Genomic DNA, 17,707 nt, shown 5'->3' on the forward strand with positions numbered 1-17,707 from the left:
AGGTTTTGCTGAGGCGACGCGAGGATGCGGGGTTATTCGCGGTTGATGAACTCATCGAGATTCATGAGCACGCGGGCGACGGTGACGAGGGTGGCGGCTTCCACCTGATCTGATGAGGCGACGCCGCCGAGGATCTGCAGGGCGGATGCGCCGCCTTTTTTTACCGAGGCTTTTTGCTCTGCGTAGAAGGCTGTAAGGCGCCGGAGCTCCTCAGCACGCGGGGCGCGATTGAGCGTGAGCGTGAAGAGGTGTCCCAAGCGGGAGGCGGTGTCCGGAGGAGATTCGGACAAGGCACGGAGGGCCAGCGAGCGGGCGGCCTCCACAAAGACGCCGTCATTCATCATGGTGAGGGCCTGGAGCGGCGTATTGCTGCGGTCCCGGCGGATGCAGGCGTCCGCGGCATCTGGAGAGTCGAAGGTGGTGAGCGTGGGATAGAGGACGCTGCGGAGGGTGATGATGTAGAGGCTGCGACGGTAGATCTCATCGCCTGGGCTGGCTTTCCAATTGGAAGAACGGCCGACATCAAAGACGTCCTCCGGCAGCGGCGGACGGAAGCTGGGGCCGCCGACGGTGCGCTTGAGCAAACCGCTGACGGCGAGGGCGGAGTCACGCAGGATTTCGGCGTCGAGGCGGATGCGGTTCTGGCGTGAGAGGAGGCAATTCAGAGGATCAATCTCGACGATGTCCTCGCGATGCGCGGAGGACTGGCGGTAGGTGTGGCTCATGACGATGAGCTTGATGAGCTGCTTGCGGCTCCAGCCTTTGCGCATGAACTCGGAGGCGAGCCAGTCGAGGAGCTCCGGATGCGAGGGGGACTCGCCCGCGGTGCCGAAGTCATCCGGCGTGCGGACGAGGCCGAAGCCAAAGAACTTGCTCCAGATGTGATTCACCGCGACGCGGCTGGTGAGCGGATGCTGAGGTGAGACGAGCCAGCGGGCGAGATCGAGACGGCCAGGCTCGGGTGACGCGGGCCTGGCCATGGAAGGAAGGGCGGAAAGGCTGGCGGGAATGACATCCGGGCCGCGGCGCGTGTAGTCGCCCGCCATGTGCACGTAGGTCTGGCGGCGGTCCTTGGTGACTTCAGCCAGGGCCTGGGCCTTGGTCTCCGGGGCATCGCGATCTTCAGTGTTGTTGAAGAAGGCGTAGAAGCTGTAGTAGTCGCGGATGGTGATGGGGTCGTACTTGTGAGTGTGGCACTGGGCACAGCCGACAGTGAGGCCCATCCAGACGCGGCCGGTGGTATTGACGCGATCCACGAGGTTTTGGTAGCGGGCCTCCTCCTTGTCCACGCCGGCCTCGGTATTCAGCGCAGCATTGCGATGAAAACCGGTGGCGGTGAGCTGCTCCCGCGTGGGATCTGGCAGAAGGTCGCCAGCGATTTGCTGGATGGTGAACTGATCGAAAGGGAGGTCGGAATTGAAGGCCTGAATGACCCAATCACGATAGATGTAAGCATTGGGGCGGAGGCCATCGCCGAGGAAGCCGTTGGAGTCGGCGTAGCGGGCCATGTCGAGCCAGTGGCGGGCCCAGCGCTCTCCAAAAGCAGGCGAAGCGAGGAGGCGGTCCACGACCTGCTCGTAGGTTTTGTCTGACCAGTGGGAGAGCACCGCGAGGTCTGAAGGAGTGGGAGGCAGGCCGGTGAGATCGAGGTAAATGCGGCGCAGCAATGCGATGGGCGTGGCAGCGGGGGCGGTCTGGAGGCCGTGCGCGCTCAGACGGGCCTGGATGAAGGCATCGATGGGATTGGTGCTGCTGGATGCGGGGACTGGCGGGCGCTTGATGGGCTCGAAGGCCCAGTGGTTTTGGTATTCGGCGCCTTCGGCAATCCAGCGGCGGAAGAGACTGCGCTCCACTTTGGTGAGCTGCTTGGGTGACGAGGGCGGCGGCATCACATCCGCGGGATCCGTGTGCGTGATGCGTTTCCAGAGTTCGCTGGCCTCGGGCTTGCCGGGCTTGATGGCGGACTTCACGGCTTCGGCGCGGATATCGAGACGGAGGTCGGCCTCTCGCTTGTCTTCATCCGGGCCGTGGCAGGCGTAGCATTTGGCGGCGAGGATGGGGCGGATGTCGCGATTGAATTCCACCCGTGGCTCCGCGGCGAAGGCGCCGCAGGAAGCTGCAAACACGAATGGAACAACAAGGCGCATGCGTTAGGTCACTTTGAGTTCCGTGAACGCCAGGGTCTGAGTGATCTTTGGCTCATTTTCCTCACCGAAGATTTTTGCGGTAATGGTGGCGGCGGTCCAGTCGATGCGGAGATGGCCGACATTGGGCAGATGGTAGGTCAGGGGCACGCAGCGGAGCTTGTTGGGCGTGGGCGAGCCGCGCGGGTGCTTCTGCGTCATGGAGCTGGAGGTGAAGTCGAACACGCCGTTGTTCGAAAACTCGCACCAGTGGCGGTCGCCGCTCAGAATGACGGCGTGGTGGCCGCGCAGGAGACCGAGGAGGCGCTGCTGCTCGTGGGGCATGTTGGCCCAGCATTCGCCACCGTGGGCCTCCGGAGCAAACTGGACGCTGGAGACGATGAGCCGGAGGTCTGCGGGCTGCTGGAGGACCTGCGCGAGCCAGGCCCACTGCGCGGCACCGAGCATGGTGGTGGAGGTGTCGTCCGTAGGCACGCAGGAGCCGCCGAGCATGGCCTTGTCTTTGGAGACTTTTTTGAGCGGGCTGCGGAAGTAGCGTGTGTCCAGCATGACGATCTGCACGCGCTTTCCGGCGGGGCCGAACGTCTGCACGTGATACACGCCCTCCTGTTTGCGGCGGGGCGAGGCGGCGGGCTCATCGAGCCAGTTCCAGAACTCCACCTGCGCCTCTTTTTTGTGCGGGTAGCTGCCACCGCCGTCGTTTTCGCCAAAGTCGTGGTCGTCCCAGGTGGCGAGCAGGGGCTTGTTTTGCAGGCCTTTGAAAAAGCGGCTGTTTTTGAGCAGGGCGTACTTTTCCTGCATCATGGGAATGCCGCCTTTGTCGGCATAGACATTGTCTCCCATGAAGATGAAGAGATCACGCGGCAGAGCGAGCGTGCGATCGAGCATGGGGTGCTCGTGTGTGTCCAGACAGGAACCGAAGACGATGTCCTGCAAGGGCGGTTCTTCGGCGGCGTGGGCGGCGAGCAAGCCGATGGCGGGAAGGCCCGCCAAGAAGCGGCGGCGGCTGTTGAGGCCGGAGAGCGGGGCGTGAGAAGAATTCATGGCACCAGTTTCGCCGCTTCCGCTTTTGCCTTTGCCAGCACCTCTGCGAGCGCGACGGGTTTGCCGCCCTGGCGCAGGCTTTCATCCGCCGCCTCCATGAAGGTGAAGATTTCGATGGTTTCGGCTTCGCTCACTGGAGGCTCGCCGGTGCGGAAGAACTTGCCGATCTGACGGCAGAGCGCCTCATAGCTCACAGTCTTGCCGCCTTGCTGGACGCTCTTGCTGCCATAGACCGTGGCACCGAACTCTGCCTTGCCTTTCACGATGCCGCGGTAGGTGCCGACGCGGCCGTCCTTCCACGTGCCGGTGGCCTGATCGCCGGACACGCCCTTTGTGCGGGAGACGGTCTCACAGCCGGTGCCCATGAGCATGAAGAGGGACTCGATGCCATGGATGGCGTAGAAAAACAGATCCGGCGTGCCGCTCTGGTAGGAGCAGGGCCCCCAGGTGGTGACGCCGAGGATGTCGCCAACTTCAGCGTTGCCCTTCAAAGGCACCAGGTCGGGGCTGAACCGTGAGGATGAGCTCGACCAGGTTTTGACGTTGTGTTTTTTCGCCAGTTCAAAGAGAGCGATGGCCTCCGGGAGTGTGCCGGCGATGGGTTTGTCGATGTAAACGAGCTTGCCGGATTTGAAAACCTCCCGCGCCTCCTTGAGATGAATGCGGCCATCGACACTTTCGATGAGCACGACGTCCACCTTTTCGAGCAGCTTCGGAATGGAGTCCACGATCTCCACGCCCATGCCGCGTACCTGCTCGGTGAACTTGGCCACGCGGTCCTTGCTGGCGGGCATGTCGGTGCCACCGGGATAACCTGCCACCACTTTGATGCCCGCGAGATCGCCATCGGCCTTGGGGTTGTTGAAGAGTTTGGTGAAGGCGGGCACGTGCGAAGTATCGAGGCCGATGATGCCGGCGCGAAGGGGCTTGAGCGTGTCTTGTGAAAAGACCGAGGCTGCGAGACTGAGAAAGAGCGCGGTGGCGAGAGGGAAAACGTGTTTCATCGTGACTGACAGTTACGTTGTGAAGGACTGCGGTTGATCAGGTGATCAGACCCTGAATGTCGATGAGATGAAGCTGGCGGCCGTGCCCCTCCTGAGGAGCATCGATGCAGACCCAGCGCTCGTCGCGGCTGGAGCGGGGGTGATTGTCCACGCGCCATTCGCCGGTGTATTCGCGGGGGGAGTGGAACTCGCCGAGGTCGATGCGCTTGTTTGTGGCGATGTGGTAGATGTGCGGGGTCTGGATGCGGCGGACACCTTTGGGGTAGGTGTCGTTCAGAATCCACTCGTTGTGGTGGAGGTAGGTGAGGTGGCCGCCGTTGTCGAGCACGCCGTGCCCGATCTCCGAGACGATGCCACTGTCTTTGTCTTCAAAAAGGAAGTCGCCCCACTCCTTGTTGCCGAGCCAGTCTTTGGCCTGGGAGAGGATGTGGGTGGCATCGCGCCAGATGAAGTGGGAGGCGTAGCCATTGGGGATGACGATGCGGAGATCGCTGCCGTCCATGTTTGCTGTGATCAGACGTGTGAGGTGTCCGTTCTTCGGCTGCGTCCAGCGGTGGAGCATGATGAAGCGTTTGCCATCCGGGCCTACGAGGAGGTGGTAGGCGTGGTGCTTGGAGTCGGGGAGGTTCTGAATGACCTCGCCGGTCTTGGCGAGGGTCTCGTGAGAGACGATGAGCTTGGATGCGCCGGTTTCGAGATTGACGTGAGTGACGCCGCTGCCTGCGGGGGCCATGTCGTTGAAGAAACGGTCTTTGATGCCGGCGTAGCCGTAGCCGGGGCGGCAGTCGGCAACACGGGCGAAGTCGCAGCTCACGGCTTCTTTGCCATTCGGAGCGAGGGCGTAGATGGGGCTGGGGATGGTGTGCTTTTCGCCGGTTTTCACATCGAGGATGTGGCTGACGAATTTGTCTTTCTCGCGGTCGTTCCAGATGACTTTGGATTCGGTGCCGGGGATCCACTGCAGCATGCAGCCCTGCTGCCAGCACCAGGCACGGGTCTTGCCGAGGGGGATCCATTTGTCGTTGTCCTGGAGATCGACCATGCCGACTTCGATCTCGTCGTCAGCGGTGGGAGAGCGGTGCTCAAAGCTGACCTTGTTGCTGAGCACGAAGCGGTTGTCCGGGGAGAACTGGAGCTTGTCGTAGTAGCCGAACCAGTGGAAGCCGGGGCCTTTGGTGATGACACGGACGGGCGGGTACTTTGGAGCCTCCTGCCCCTGCCCACGTGCGGCGAGGGAGCCGAGGGCGAGGGTGGAGAGGAACTGGCGGCGGGTGGGAAGGGATGTCATGACGACTGAGATGTTGATGCTTTATTTTTTGGCGAGCTTTGCATCCAGCTCTGCCAGCTTGAAGCGGACACTGACGATGTAGGGCGACTCGCCTTCCGTCCAATGGCCGTAGGTGGTGGTGACGATGGTGTCGTCCGGGAGCAGCTCGATGCCGGGATAGGTGCAGTCGGCGCCTTTGGTGTTGTCCATGATGCGCACGCGATACTGGCCTTCGGTGCCATTGACGATGTCCTCGTATTTGCCCACCCAGCCGACCCAGTCACCTTTGGTGGGGCTGACGTGGGTGGTGTCGCGGAAGCTAATGAAGAGGCGGCCGTCGTGGGTGTATTTGGCGACGTGGCGGTCTCCGGTGAGGGCGGCGGGAAGTTCCTTGGGCTCGGTCCAGGTCTGGCCTTCGTCGTTGGAGAAGATGACGAAGGAGTTGTACTTGCGGGAGTTTTCGCGGAGGAGGACGGCGATCTGTTTGCCATCGGGAGAGCGCAGAGCGCCGGGCTCGCAGAGGCTGGCGTCTGGCAGCATGGCGACGGGCGTGGGGGCGCTCCAGGTGAGGCCGCCGTCCTTGGAGAGCGTGGTGTAAACCCAGAAGCGCCAGGCCTTGGACGGAGTGCCGCGGATGTAACGGCCATCATCATGGAAGAAGGCGAGGTAGTGGCCGGGAGTTTTGAGATCGATCACGGTGCCCATGGTGACGATGCCGCCGAAGTTGCCGATGGGCGCGAGTTCGCTCCAGTTTGCGCCATCGTCTTCTGTGACGGCCATGCGGATGGGATAAAGGCCGCTGAACATGATGATGCGCTTTTTGCCGTTCGCATCGACCACACGATGGAGGGTGGGAACTTCCAACGATGTCTCCCATGATTTGGGAGTCGGGAGGCGATCGCTCCAGGTGAGGCCGGTGTCTGTGCTGCGCTTGTAAACGATGGGGCCGCGGCCGTGGCCTTTCGGATAGACGATGAGCATCGTCTTGTTGTCCTCAAGAAGGAAAGTCGTCGGGTGGCCGAGGTACTGGCCTTTCTCCTGATCGACGATGACCTGGCGCTCCTTTTCGCCGCTGATGTCCACCACGGGAATGGTGTAGCCAGGAGGGAGCTTGGTTTTAAGATTCTTCGGCGGAGTCAGCGTGACGTCCTTCTTCTGCAACCCATTCTGGGCAAAAGCGGAAGTGAGCAGGAGCGGGACAAGAAGGACGATGGAGCGGAGATGCATAGGGAGGCAAACGGGCAACTCCGCGCGGGCTTTGCAAAGGAATCTCGGTGGTCCAGTCAGCTCACCAGCAGCACCGGGCTGCTCACACGCCGAGCAGCTTGGTCATGGGGTGTCCTTCGTTCTGGTCGATGCGTTCGGGGCGGCCCTTGTGATTGTACACAAGCTTCGTGTGATCGATTCCCATCAGGTAGAGGATGGTCGAGTGGAGATCGTGCACATGGAGGCGGTCTTCGACGGCGTAGAGGCCGAGCTCGTCGGTGGCGCCGTAGGTCTGGCCGCCTTTCACGCCGCCGCCGGCCATCCACATGGTGAAGCCGGTGGGGTTGTGGTCGCGACCGTCACCCTGCTCGCTCATGGGAGTGCGGCCAAATTCGCCGCCCCAGATGACGAGTGTTTCGTCGAGAAGGCCGCGGGCTTTGAGATCCGAGAGGAGGCCCGCGATGGGGCGGTCCACGGCGTTGCAAAGACGGGAGTGGTTCACCTCGATGCCCTTATGGCTGTCCCACTTGCTGCCGGCACCGCTGTAGAGCTGGATGAAGCGCACGCCGCTTTCCACCAGACGGCGGGCGAGGAGGCAGTTGCGGCCATAGACGGCGGTGGCCTCGTTGTCCATGCCGTAGAGTTTTTTGGTGGCCTCGGTCTCCTTGCTGAGATCCACAGCCTGGGGGGCCTCGGCCTGCATTTTGTAGGCGAGCTCGTAGCCGCGGATGCGGGCGTCCAGCTCGGTATTGCTGGCACGTGAGGCGCCGTAGTCGCGGTTCAGTGCACCGAGGAGGTCGAGCTTGTCGCGCTGGCGCTTGCGATCCACGCCCTTGGGATTGTCGAGGTACTTGATGGGGACGCCGTCGGAGTTGAACTCGACGCCTTGATACACGGCGGGCATGAATCCGTTGCCCCAGTTGCGCACGCCATTGACCACGGTGGCCTCGCTGTCCTTGATGACGACGAAGCCGGGGAGATTTTGGTTTTCGGTGCCGAGGCCGTACGAGGCCCAGGCGCCGAGGGAAGGACGGCCGCCAAAGACAGAGCCGGTATTCATGGAGCAGACACCGCCGGCGTGATTGATACCGCTGGACGCGCAGGAATGAATGACGGCGAGGTCATCTGCATGCTGCGCTACGTTTTGGAACCAATCGGAGATCCAGAGGCCGCTCTGGCCGTGCTGCTTCCAGGTGCGCTTGCACTCCAGCAGCGGGGATTTGGTCTCCCCCATGGCGGTGATGGGCGGCTTGAAACTGGAAGGGAGCGACTGGCCCGCGAGCTTGTTCAGCAGGGGCTTGTAATCAAAGGTGTCCAGGTGGCTGGGACCGCCCTCCATGAAGAGGAAGATGACGCTCTTTGCCTTGGCGATGCGCTGCGGCAGCGGAGAGGCGGCGGCGGTCTGTGCGCCCATCAAACCGGCGAGCGCCACGGAGCCAAAGCCGCAGCCAGCGGTCTGGAGAAACTCGCGGCGCGAACTGGGGATGTCGAAGCGGTTGCAGCTCATGGTTCTAGGAGGTTGATACGGTGGATGAAAACTCTCTTCTTCACCCAAAAGGCCCTTGGGCGTGGGTTTTGGACAAAAAAGTTTCAGGGGGCTTCCTACTTTGTCAGGGCGAGGGACTCGCTGCTTGCGAGAGAGCGCTGCCGGGCTGCGGACTACCCAGAACATTGGGGGCATCGTGAGGGGATCGTTGGGGCGCTTTATTCTTCGGTGGTGATGGGAGAAGCGGATGCGCTGGTCGACAGACAGGAGTGTCTGTCGTACTTCCGAGGCGTTCCTTTCGCTGATCACTGCGTTGGTGTTTGCATCGGGCAGGGGCCATTAACTGAAGTGGGGGTGTTTGCCAGATGCTGCGGGATAAATCCCGCGCTCCTGGCCTGTGGCGGCACTCAGTGGAGGTAGAAGAACTCGTTCGTGTTCAGGAGGACCTGGCAGAGGTCGTTCATGGCCTGATGGAAGGGGTCGTCGGCCTCGACGGTTTTGGTGTCTGAGCCGGACCAGGCGAACTGGGAGGTGAGAGGATCTGCGGAGCGCCAGGTGACGAGGCCTGCGTTCCACTTTTCCGCGTCATGGTTGAGGGACTTGTCCTCCAAGATTCCGGTGGCGACGCGGAGGGCCTCGATCTGGCCGTCCCACTGGTGGGTGGGGGCGCGCTTGTTCAGGCCCCCGATGACGAGCTGTGAGGTGCCGGCACTGAGCTTGGCGCGGATGTCCATGGGCACGACGACGGAGTCTGGCGCGGCGCCGGGGGTGTCCAGATCGCGCACGGTGAAGGTGACGGTGTGACCCACGCAAGACACGCGGACAACGATGTGGTAGCGACGGCCGAGCTCGATGTGGATGTCCGAGGGGACGACCTGGTAGCCGATGTTTGAGTTTTCATCCTCGCCGACGACCTGCATGATGACGTTGCGAGGCTTGAAGCGGGACTTCATGCCGGTAACGCCGAGGCTCCAGCCGAAGGACTCGAGGCTGTCCTTTCCGCCGCTCCAGCGGGAGGCGATGGTGCGGACGGAGGCGTTTACATCAATGCTGTTCAGGCTGACGATGGTCTCGACGGTGAACTCGTCCCCTTCTTCCTGGCCGCTTTGAACGAGGAGACGCTCATGCGGGCTGTTTTCTTTGAAGCCGCTGCTGTTTTCATCTGAGGCGGTGCTGGCGGCCACGGGCGGCTCGGCGCTGCCTGCGCGTTTCTTGAGGAAGGACTCCGCGGTGGCGCGCTCCTCCTTGGTGGGGAGGCGGCCGAGGACGGCGAGCCAGGCCTCATCGATGTTTTCGACGCGACCAGCGAGCTTGCGAGCACGGGCGAGGAGCCAGTCGCCATTGAGAAGCTGGAGGGCCTGGGTGGGCGTGGTGGTGCTCTGGCGCTCCGCAGTGCTGGAGAAACCAGCAGGGGCATCGAGGGCGCGCAGGAGCTCATTCTGATTGTTGCGCTTCTTCATCGTGTAGATGGAGCGGCGGGTGCCATTGCCATCTTCAGAAGGGCCACCGGCCTTGGCATCGAGCTCGCCGCTGGCAGCGAGGAGGGCATCGCGCACCTGCTCGGCATCGAGGCGGCGGGGATTGAAGCGCCAGAGGTAGTGATTGGAGGGGTCGATTTTGGCGATGGCGGTGGTGGGCTCGCGACGGGCGGTCTGCCGGTAGGTGGCGGAGAGCATGATCTCGCGGTGCAGGGGTTTGAAGTGCCAGCCGCTGGCGACAAACTTCGTGGTGAGGAAGTCGAGGAGCTCGGGGTGAGTGGGCTTCTCACCGAGCTTGCCGAAGTCGCTGGCGGTGGCGACGATGCCGCGGCCGAAGTGATACTGCCAGATGCGGTTCACGATGACGCGGGTGGAGAGGCGGTTGTCCGGACGGGTGATCCAATTGGCAAGGACGGTGCGGCGGCCGGTGGAGTTGCCGATGGGTTTGATCTCGGGCTCCTTGGGCTCAAGAAGCGTGAGGAAGCCGGGGGCGATCTCCTGCTCTCCTTTGCGGGTTTTCAGAGAAACGGAGGGGGCCTTGGGGCCGGCATCGGTGGCGACAAAGGCGTCCAGCAGGGGCTTGGGCTTGAGGTTGTCGAACTTCTTGAGCTCCTCCTCCAGCGCCTTGTATTCCGCCTTCTTCTCGTCGCTCTTGAGGCTCTTCATGGGATCGAAGGTTTTGCGCTCACGCTGCATCTGGCGCTGGCACAGACCGGCGAGCTGTTTTTCGAGGGCTTCGCGCTGGGCATCGGGCTTGCGCACCATTTCCTGGAGATCGTCTGTGAAGCGGGTGAGGGCGCGCTCGACCTTCGGCTCGACGAGAGGCTTCGTCAGCGCGTCCATCTTAGTGCGGATGTCGGCCGTGGCGATCTCCCACTTTGCCTGCTGCTCATTGAAGGCTTTCTTTTCAGCGGGGGTGGCGAGCTTGAGGTCATCGCGCCAGTGCACGGGAGCGAGGAAGGCGCGGAGGCGGTAGTAGTCCTTCTGCAGGATGGGGTCGAACTTGTGATTGTGACAATGCGCGCAGCCCATGCTGAGGCCGAGGAAGAGCTCGCCGGTGGTGTCCGTCATGTCCGTGAGGATGATGTCCCACTGGCCCTTCACATCGCGCTGGTTCCATTCGTAAACCGGATTGCGCAGGAAGCAGGTGGCGATGAGAACATTGGGATCGTCCGGGGCGATCTCGTCGCCAGCGAGCTGCTCACGCACAAACTGGTCGTAGGGTTTGTCGGAGTTGAAGGACTTGATGACGTAGTCGCGGTAGGGCCAGACGGCGGGGCGGTACTCGTCCGCGTTGTAGCCGTCGCTCTCCGCGTAGCGCGCGAGGTCGAGCCAGTGCTGGGCCCAGCGCTCACCGTAGCGGGGGCTGGCGAGGAGTTCGTCCACGAGCTTTTCATAGGCGCGGGGGTCCTTGTCGTTCACGAACTTGTCGATCTCATCGCGGGTGGGAGGCAGGCCGTGGAGATCAAAATAGACGCGGCGCACGAGTTCCGTACGGTCGGCCTCCGGCGCGGGGTCGAGCTTCATTTCTGACTGCTTCGCTGCAATGAAGCGGTCGATGTCGTTGCGCGCCCATTTGCCGGGCACCTTGGGAGGAGAGACGTTGGCGACGGGCTTGAAGAACCAGTAGTTCCGCTGCTCCTCGGTGAATCCGCCTTCGGTCACCACGACCTTGGCGGTGGCATCTTCCGGCCAGGGGGCGCCGAGCTTGATCCACTTTTCCAGGGTGGCGATTTCGGCATCGGGCATCTTGCCGCCGTTGTTACGGGGCGGCATCTGGAACTCCTCATCCTTGTAGTGGATGGCCTCGATCATGGCGGACTTTTCGGGATGTCCGGGAACGAGGGCCGGGCCGGTGTCGCCACCAGTCTTGAGGTAGCCGATGTTGTCCACGCGGAGGCCGCCCTTCTGCTTGGTCTTGCTGTGGCAGTCGTAGCAGCGCTTCACCAGGATGGGGCGCACCTCTTTTTCAAAGAACTTCAGGGCTGCACGGGTGGCATCATCATCCGCAGCAAAGGACACGCCCGCGGCATGGCAGGAGAGGAGAAGAAAGAAGACTGAAAGGCGGGACAGGGTCATGTCAGAATCTAAAGGTCTGAGAAGTACGTCTTTGGACACAAAAATTGGCAAATTCCCGCCTGTTTGGGTGTTCGGCCGGGAAAAGCATGCTTCTCTGGGGCGCTATGCCTCCCTTCCCCCGCGAGTTTCTGGCTTTTGTGACGCTGCTAGCGACCGCCATTCCAGCCGCTGAACTGTCCACGGTGGACCGCTTCAATTACGTCCTCGGCACCCAGGCCATCGGCGGCAAGTACCAGTTCACCCAGGGTGATTCTTTAGTGGAGTCTGCCGAGGTCATCCATGCCATGGGGGCTAGCTGCATGAAGTTTGACCTGCGGCCCAAACCGAAAGAATACCCGGGTGCGCATTCGCTGGTGGAGCTGGCGCGGGACGAACCGGCGCACCGCCAGGTGCTGGACATGCCTTTTGCGAATTTTCAGCTCTGGGCGGAGCCTTTTGCGAACACCTCTTGGAAGAAGGGCTTTTCCAAGGCGGATGCGGAGAAGGAATATCAGGAGCTGCATGCGCTGGTGGTGCATCTGCTGAAAACCTACAACGGAACGGGCAAGAGTTTTTACCTCGGGCACTGGGAAGGGGACAACCTGCTGCGGGGCAGCATCAGCAAGGCGGCTGATGCGCAGATGACGCCTGAGAAGGTGCAGGGCATGATCGACTGGCTGACAACGCGCCAGCGGGCTGTGGACGATGCGAAACGTGACACGCCGCATGAGGATGTGCAGGTGTGGCACTACACGGAGCTGAACCACCCGACGATCTCCCTGCGGGAAGGAAGGCCCACTCTGGTGAACCAGGTGCTGCCCAAGGTGGCGGTGGATTTTGTCTCCTACTCCGCGTACGACGTGACGAACGTGCCGAAGGCGGAAGAGATTCAGAAGGTGCTGAGCTACATTGAGTCCCAGCTAGCACCGAAGCCGGGCGTTCCGGGCAAGCGCGTCTTCATTGGAGAGTATGGCTACTCCGTGTTTCATGGAGGCAAGGCGCATCACTCGCCGGAGGAGCAGGACCGGCTTTCACGCATCACCATCCAGGCAGGGCTAGAGTGGGGCTGCCCGTTTATTTTGTACTGGGAGCTGTATAACAATGAGCTGGAGGCTGATGGGCGGCAGCGGGGGTTCTGGATGATCGACGACAAGGGGGTGAAGCAGCCGATCTATGAGACGCACCGGAGGTACTATGAGTGGGCGCGGACGTTTGTGAAGGAGTGGAAGGCGCGGACGGGGAAGGTGCCGGGGGATGCGGAGTTTCGGAGGGCGGCGGTGGAGTATTTCAGCCGGAACTAAGCTTCTTCAATTGTGGAAAGCGGCGTTGGCAAAATTGCCTTTTGGCGGAGCTCGTTGCTCGATGGCTGGCGCAAAAAAGCAGCGCCAGGTATTTTGCGAGTTCGTTGCGCGCGCGGTGCCCCAGAACCGCACAGGGACTGTGCGGACCACTTCACTGGCGCCCTCTCGACGCGCTGTGAGGAATTCAAGCTTACGGCAGAGCCTTGACCAAGGCGGCGGCGATGGCGGCCATGCCTTTGTCGCCGGGGTGGTTGGCGACGCCGGCGTGTTTGTAGGGGCGCTCTGAGCGGGCGTAGTTGGACTCGTCTTTGCTGAGGGCGCTGATGTTCACATAGATGCCGCCGACGGCGGTGCAGGCCTGCTGGAGGACTTCGTCTTTGGGGGCGTTGGCCCAGAAGCAACTGCGCACGAGGATGACGGGCTTTTTGCCGGCTTTCAGTGCTTTGAGCAGGGTGGTCACGGCGGCCTGCAGCTTCTGCTTTTCTTCGGGGAGCTTCAGAGCCGGGACGTTTTCGCCGATGGCGAGGATGATGAGATCGGCGTGGAAGTCGATGGCGTCCTTCAGCTTGGCGGCGACGTCGTAATTTGCGTAAGCGCGCTCGAAATCGGCGATGTTTTTCACCATGACCTCGGGTGCGACGCCGGCTTTTTCCGTGAGGCCTTTAGTGACGAGGTGCACGTAGTCATTGGACTCGGCACTGGCGGCCATGCCCCAGTTGCCCTTCCAGTCGATGTCGGCCTTGGGGCCGTGCTTGGTGATGCTGTTGCCGAGGAAAAGGACCTTTGTTTGGGCGGAGGCCTGTGCGGCAAAACCGATGAGGGCGAGGGCAACGAAGAGGATGAGGCGGGAGGATTTCATGAAGAAGAGATGCGATGAATGATCAGGCGAGGCCGACGTGCTGCAGGGCCTCGAGCGGCGGACCTTCGAAGGAGCCGGAGGGCATGTTACCTACGTAGCCGATGGCCTTCATGCCTTCGGGGGTGGTGTAGTAGCCGCCGGCGGTGAGATCGCGGAAGCGTTTGAAGAAGGCTGCGGGCTGCTTGAGGGCGGGCTGGGGTTTGGGAGCGGCGAGATCGGTGCAAAGAGCGGTCTGCTGATCGAGCGGGAGATCGGCAAAGGCTTTGCTGAAGCGTGTGTTTGCCTCCGCATCGATCCATTTCAGGCCTTCAAGGATGACGCGGCGATCGCCGGCCTGGGCGGGATAAGGAGAGCTGATCCATTCATCGATGAAGTCGGGGACACCGAGGGCGGAGGCACTGGGGGAGGTGTCATCGGCAGGGAGGATGACATCGCACAAAGCGCGGGTGGTGCGGCGCTGGGGCTCGGTGAGGGTGAGCGGCCAGACATCGCCGGGCTTGTACACTTTGACCATCACGGGGTCGGGGCCGTAGCCCTGCGCTTTGACGGGGGCGGCATCGGCGGCAAAAAGCTGCGGATCCCGGATGGCCATGGTGGCTGTAGCGGTGAGCATCCACTGCAGCGCCTTGCGGCGGTCCATGCGGGGGAGGTCATCAAGAGGAGTGCTCATGGTCAGATGTTTCCTTTCTTCATTTCATCCATCATGTGGTCTGCCATGCGCCAGGCGAAGGCCATGATGGTGAGGGTGGGATTCTTGTCCGCGGTGCTGGCGAAGGGGGCGCCGTCTGCCATGAAGAGATTTTTCACGTCCCAGGTCTGGCTCCACTGATTCGTGACGGAGGTCTCGCGGTTCGCGCCCATGATGGCGCCGCCGACTTCGTGGATGACTTCACCACCCTTCTTTATCAGCTTAGACGGATCTGAGTCGGCCTTCGCAGCGACTTTGCCGCCCATGGCTTCGAGGAGCTCGCGGATGTGCTGCTGCTGATGGCGCACCTGATTGAGCTCGAAGTCCGTCCATTTCCAATGGAAGCGCAGCACGGGGATGCCCCACTGGTCTTTGAGAGCGGGATCAATCTCGCAGAAGGAGCCGTCATTGGGCAGCATGGTGCCCTGCGCACCGAAACCGAGATGGCAGCCGTAGTAGCGGCGGGCCTCCTGCTTGAGCTTCGCGCCAAACAAGACGCCTTCGTGGCCGAGCCTGGATTCGATGCCATTGAGCGTGGTGAGCGAGGGCATCTGACGGCCGGAGGTGAACTCCAGATGGTAACCGCCGGGGAAGCCGAGCTCGCCTTTGGAGTTCTGCGCGTGGCGCGTCCAGGGCACGTAGGCGTGGGGGCCGCCTGCACCGTCTTCATTGTGGACGGGCATGCCTTCAAACGCGGGGATGTGTGCACTGAGGCTGCTGGAGACGGAGTCGGTGATGTATTTGCCCACCTTGCCGCTGGAGTTGGCGAGGCCCTGCGGGAAGGCGGCGGATTTGGAATTCAGCAGCAGGCGCACCGACTCCTGCGAACTGGCGGCGAGGACGACGACGCGGCCTTTGGCATGGGCTTCGGCACCGGTGGCCTTGTTGATGAAGGTGATGCCGGTGGCTCTGCCCTGCTTGTCCAGCGTGACCTCGCGCGCCATGGCGTTGGGGAGGATATCGAGATTTCCCGTGGCGAGCGCGGGGCGCAGGTGGACGGTCTGGGAATCGTAGTTGGCTCGGATGGCGCAGCCGCGATGGCAGTCGGTGGCCCAAAAGCAGGGCGCGCGCGTGCCCATGGACTCCTTCAGGATGCCCTGGGCCTTGGTGTTGCCGGGGTGGAGTTTGGCCGGAATGGTTTCTGTGTCCTGCGGCTTGGTGAGCACGGCACGATGGATGGAGACCACATGCGCGCCGACTTTTTTGCCGTGCTTCTGCGCGTAGAGCTCGCCCACGCGGAGCTTTGGCGCTGGCTGGAGGACGCCGGGGGATGAGTTGGGCGAGTTTTCCAGGCCTTCATTGGTGCCGAAGACGCCGATGAGCATCTCCACCTTGTCGTAATAAGGGGCGATGTCGTCGTAGCTGATGGGCCAGTCGAAGCCGAGACCGAAACGAGTGTGCGGCTTGAAGTCGTAGGGGCCATTTCGCAGCGTAATGCGGCCCCAGTGATTGGTGCGGCCGCCCATCATGCGCTGGCGCCACCAGCGGAACTGGTCCACGGGCTCGCTGCTGGCATTGGAGTAGGGCTCGCCGGGGATGTCCCAGCCGCTGTTGATGGAGCAGTCGTGGAAGCCGTATTGCTTGTCCGGCGTCTTTTCACCGCGCAGCGGAGCCTGGCTGGGAAGCTGAAGCATGGCGACCTCTGACTGCACGTCGAAGGCACGGCCGGCCTCAAGGATGAGGACTTTCAGGCCCTCCATGGTGAGTGTGTAGGCGGTCTGGCCGCCCCCGGCCCCGGAACCAACGATCACTGCATCATAGGAGTCCTGGAGCTTGTCGGGTGTGATGATGGGCATGGTGGCGAAGCGAAAAAGGGAAAAGCAAAACGCTGAAATATCAAACCTCTTCCAGTCTCATTTTCGCATCGCCAAAGGTTTTCGGGCGCTGGTCCATTTTATCCATCATGGACATGAAGAGACGGCAGAGCTGTCGCTCGGGTTTGTCTTTATAGTCAAGCACACGGCCGCTCTGAAGGCGACCGCCTGCACCACCCAGAACGATGACGGGGAGCTGATCGTTGTCATGCCGGGCACCGGCCATCATGCTGGAGCAATGCATGAGCATGGTGTTGTCCAGCAAGGTGCGCGAGCCTTCCTGAATGGCGTCCAGCTTTCGCGCGAGGTAGGCGAGCTGCTCCATGAAGAACTGGTTCACCTTGAGCCAGTCCTCGGCGTCGCTGTGGGAGAGCAGATGGTGGATCATGTAGTCGATGCCATGTCCTGCCTGCTGCACGCTGGGAAGATTGGGGAAGCGCAGGGCGCTGTGGTCGTTGTTGAGCTTGAGCGTGGTGATGCGCGTGGTGTCGGTCTGGAAGCCAAGCACGAGGAGATCGATCATGAGCTTCATGTGCTCGCCGATGTCCTGCGGAATGCCGTCTGCGGGACGTTTGATATTTGGCTTTTCGAGCGTGGGCCGCCAGCCCTGCAGCTCGCCGCGCTTGCCAGCGTTTTCGATGCGCTTTTCCACATCGCGAACGGAGTCGAGATATTCATCGAGCTTGCGCTGGTCATTGAGGCTGATGTCACGCTTGAGATCCCGTGCTTCAGCGAGCACCGCATCCAGCACGCTTTTGTCAGCGGGCGAGGCTTCGTCTTTGAAGAGACGGTCAAAGGCCAGCGCCGGGTAGAGCTCCAGCGGAGTCGGTGTGGTGGGCGAGCTCCAGGAGATGTGGGAGCTGTAGAGCATGGAGTAGTTTTTATGCACCGATGGATTCGACTTCTCACAGGCGAGGACGAGGCTGGGGACCTTGGTGCTGCGGCCGTAAGTTTGCGCGAGAACCTGGTCAAAGCTGGTGCCGGAGCGGATCTCCCCGCCTGAGGCGATGGGCGCGCCGGAGAGCATGTTGCCCGTCTGCGAGGAGTGGATGTTTCCCTTGCGGGCTTCCTCATGGTAGAGGCCGCGGACGAAGAGAAGCTTTTCACGGAAGTCATGCAGCGGCTGCAGAACCTTGCCCAACTCCATCCCCTTCCCTTCACCTTTGGCCCACCATTCCTTGGAGTGGAAGCCATTGCCGGAGAAGGTGACGCAGAGCCGCACGGGAGCCTCGCTGGCGGGCTTGTCGCGTTTGGGTTCGTCGCCCCAGACGTTGAAGGATTCCATCCAAGGCAGGGCCATGGAGACGCCTGCTCCACGCAGGAAGGCGCGACGTGAAAAGTGATGAGTGCTCATGGGA

Annotated in this window: 12 protein-coding genes; 1 reads left to right on the forward strand and 11 read right to left on the reverse strand. The window is 62.0% G+C overall.

The window, feature by feature from the left end; all coding sequences use genetic code 11:
- Positions 1–32: 32 nt before the first annotated feature.
- The 7 genes from ACILSQ_RS11620 to ACILSQ_RS11650 form a co-directional block, all read right to left on the reverse strand.
- The gene (locus tag ACILSQ_RS11620) at positions 33–2,147 is read right to left on the reverse strand and encodes a PSD1 and planctomycete cytochrome C domain-containing protein (RefSeq protein ID WP_395743794.1); all 2,115 of its coding nucleotides are present in this window, start codon (positions 2,145–2,147) and stop codon (positions 33–35) included.
- A 3-nt stretch (positions 2,148–2,150) separates the two neighbouring features.
- The gene (locus tag ACILSQ_RS11625) at positions 2,151–3,188 is read right to left on the reverse strand and encodes an alkaline phosphatase D family protein (protein ID WP_395743795.1); all 1,038 of its coding nucleotides are present in this window, start codon (positions 3,186–3,188) and stop codon (positions 2,151–2,153) included.
- Positions 3,185–4,192 (reverse strand): Gfo/Idh/MocA family protein, encoded by a 1,008-nt coding sequence (locus ACILSQ_RS11630; RefSeq protein WP_395743796.1) that lies wholly within the window; start codon positions 4,190–4,192, stop codon positions 3,185–3,187. Before ACILSQ_RS11630 ends, ACILSQ_RS11625 begins: the two co-directional genes overlap by 4 nt.
- A gap of 37 nt (positions 4,193–4,229) precedes the next feature.
- The gene (locus tag ACILSQ_RS11635; protein ID WP_395743797.1) at positions 4,230–5,480 is read right to left on the reverse strand and encodes a hypothetical protein; all 1,251 of its coding nucleotides are present in this window, start codon (positions 5,478–5,480) and stop codon (positions 4,230–4,232) included.
- A gap of 21 nt (positions 5,481–5,501) precedes the next feature.
- The gene (locus ACILSQ_RS11640; protein WP_395743798.1) at positions 5,502–6,686 is read right to left on the reverse strand and encodes a sialidase family protein; all 1,185 of its coding nucleotides are present in this window, start codon (positions 6,684–6,686) and stop codon (positions 5,502–5,504) included.
- A gap of 82 nt (positions 6,687–6,768) precedes the next feature.
- On the reverse strand, positions 6,769–8,172 hold the full coding sequence (locus ACILSQ_RS11645) for a DUF1501 domain-containing protein (protein WP_395743799.1): 1,404 nt from the start codon (positions 8,170–8,172) through the stop codon (positions 6,769–6,771).
- A 386-nt stretch (positions 8,173–8,558) separates the two neighbouring features.
- The gene (locus ACILSQ_RS11650) at positions 8,559–11,708 is read right to left on the reverse strand and encodes a PSD1 and planctomycete cytochrome C domain-containing protein (RefSeq protein WP_395743800.1); all 3,150 of its coding nucleotides are present in this window, start codon (positions 11,706–11,708) and stop codon (positions 8,559–8,561) included.
- A gap of 104 nt (positions 11,709–11,812) precedes the next feature.
- Here ACILSQ_RS11650 and ACILSQ_RS11655 point away from each other — a divergent pair, with 104 nt between their 5' ends.
- Complete coding sequence (locus ACILSQ_RS11655) at positions 11,813–12,988, forward strand: hypothetical protein (RefSeq protein WP_395743801.1); 1,176 nt, start codon at positions 11,813–11,815, stop codon at positions 12,986–12,988.
- A gap of 190 nt (positions 12,989–13,178) precedes the next feature.
- On the opposite strand, the gene ACILSQ_RS11660 is transcribed toward ACILSQ_RS11655, so the two are convergent.
- Genes ACILSQ_RS11660 through ACILSQ_RS11675 form a run of 4 tightly spaced genes read right to left on the reverse strand, consistent with a single transcriptional unit; the run spans position 13,179 to position 17,703 of the window.
- Positions 13,179–13,847 carry an SGNH/GDSL hydrolase family protein gene (locus ACILSQ_RS11660; RefSeq protein WP_395743802.1) on the reverse strand — a complete coding sequence of 223 codons (669 nt, stop codon included), beginning with the start codon at positions 13,845–13,847 and terminating at the stop codon, positions 13,179–13,181.
- Between the two features lie 22 nt (positions 13,848–13,869).
- A complete protein-coding gene (locus tag ACILSQ_RS11665) occupies positions 13,870–14,517 on the reverse strand; it encodes a gluconate 2-dehydrogenase subunit 3 family protein (protein WP_395743803.1) in 648 nt (215 codons plus the stop codon).
- A gap of 2 nt (positions 14,518–14,519) precedes the next feature.
- Positions 14,520–16,331, reverse strand: coding sequence for a GMC oxidoreductase (locus tag ACILSQ_RS11670; RefSeq protein WP_395743804.1), 1,812 nt, complete (start codon positions 16,329–16,331; stop codon positions 14,520–14,522).
- Between the two features lie 40 nt (positions 16,332–16,371).
- Positions 16,372–17,703: a DUF1552 domain-containing protein gene (locus tag ACILSQ_RS11675; RefSeq protein ID WP_395743805.1), complete on the reverse strand. Its 1,332-nt coding sequence runs from the start codon at positions 17,701–17,703 to the stop codon at positions 16,372–16,374.
- Positions 17,704–17,707: the final 4 nt, after the last annotated feature.

Source organism: Prosthecobacter sp. (genome assembly GCF_044227185.1).
GTDB lineage: Bacteria > Verrucomicrobiota > Verrucomicrobiia > Verrucomicrobiales > Verrucomicrobiaceae > Prosthecobacter.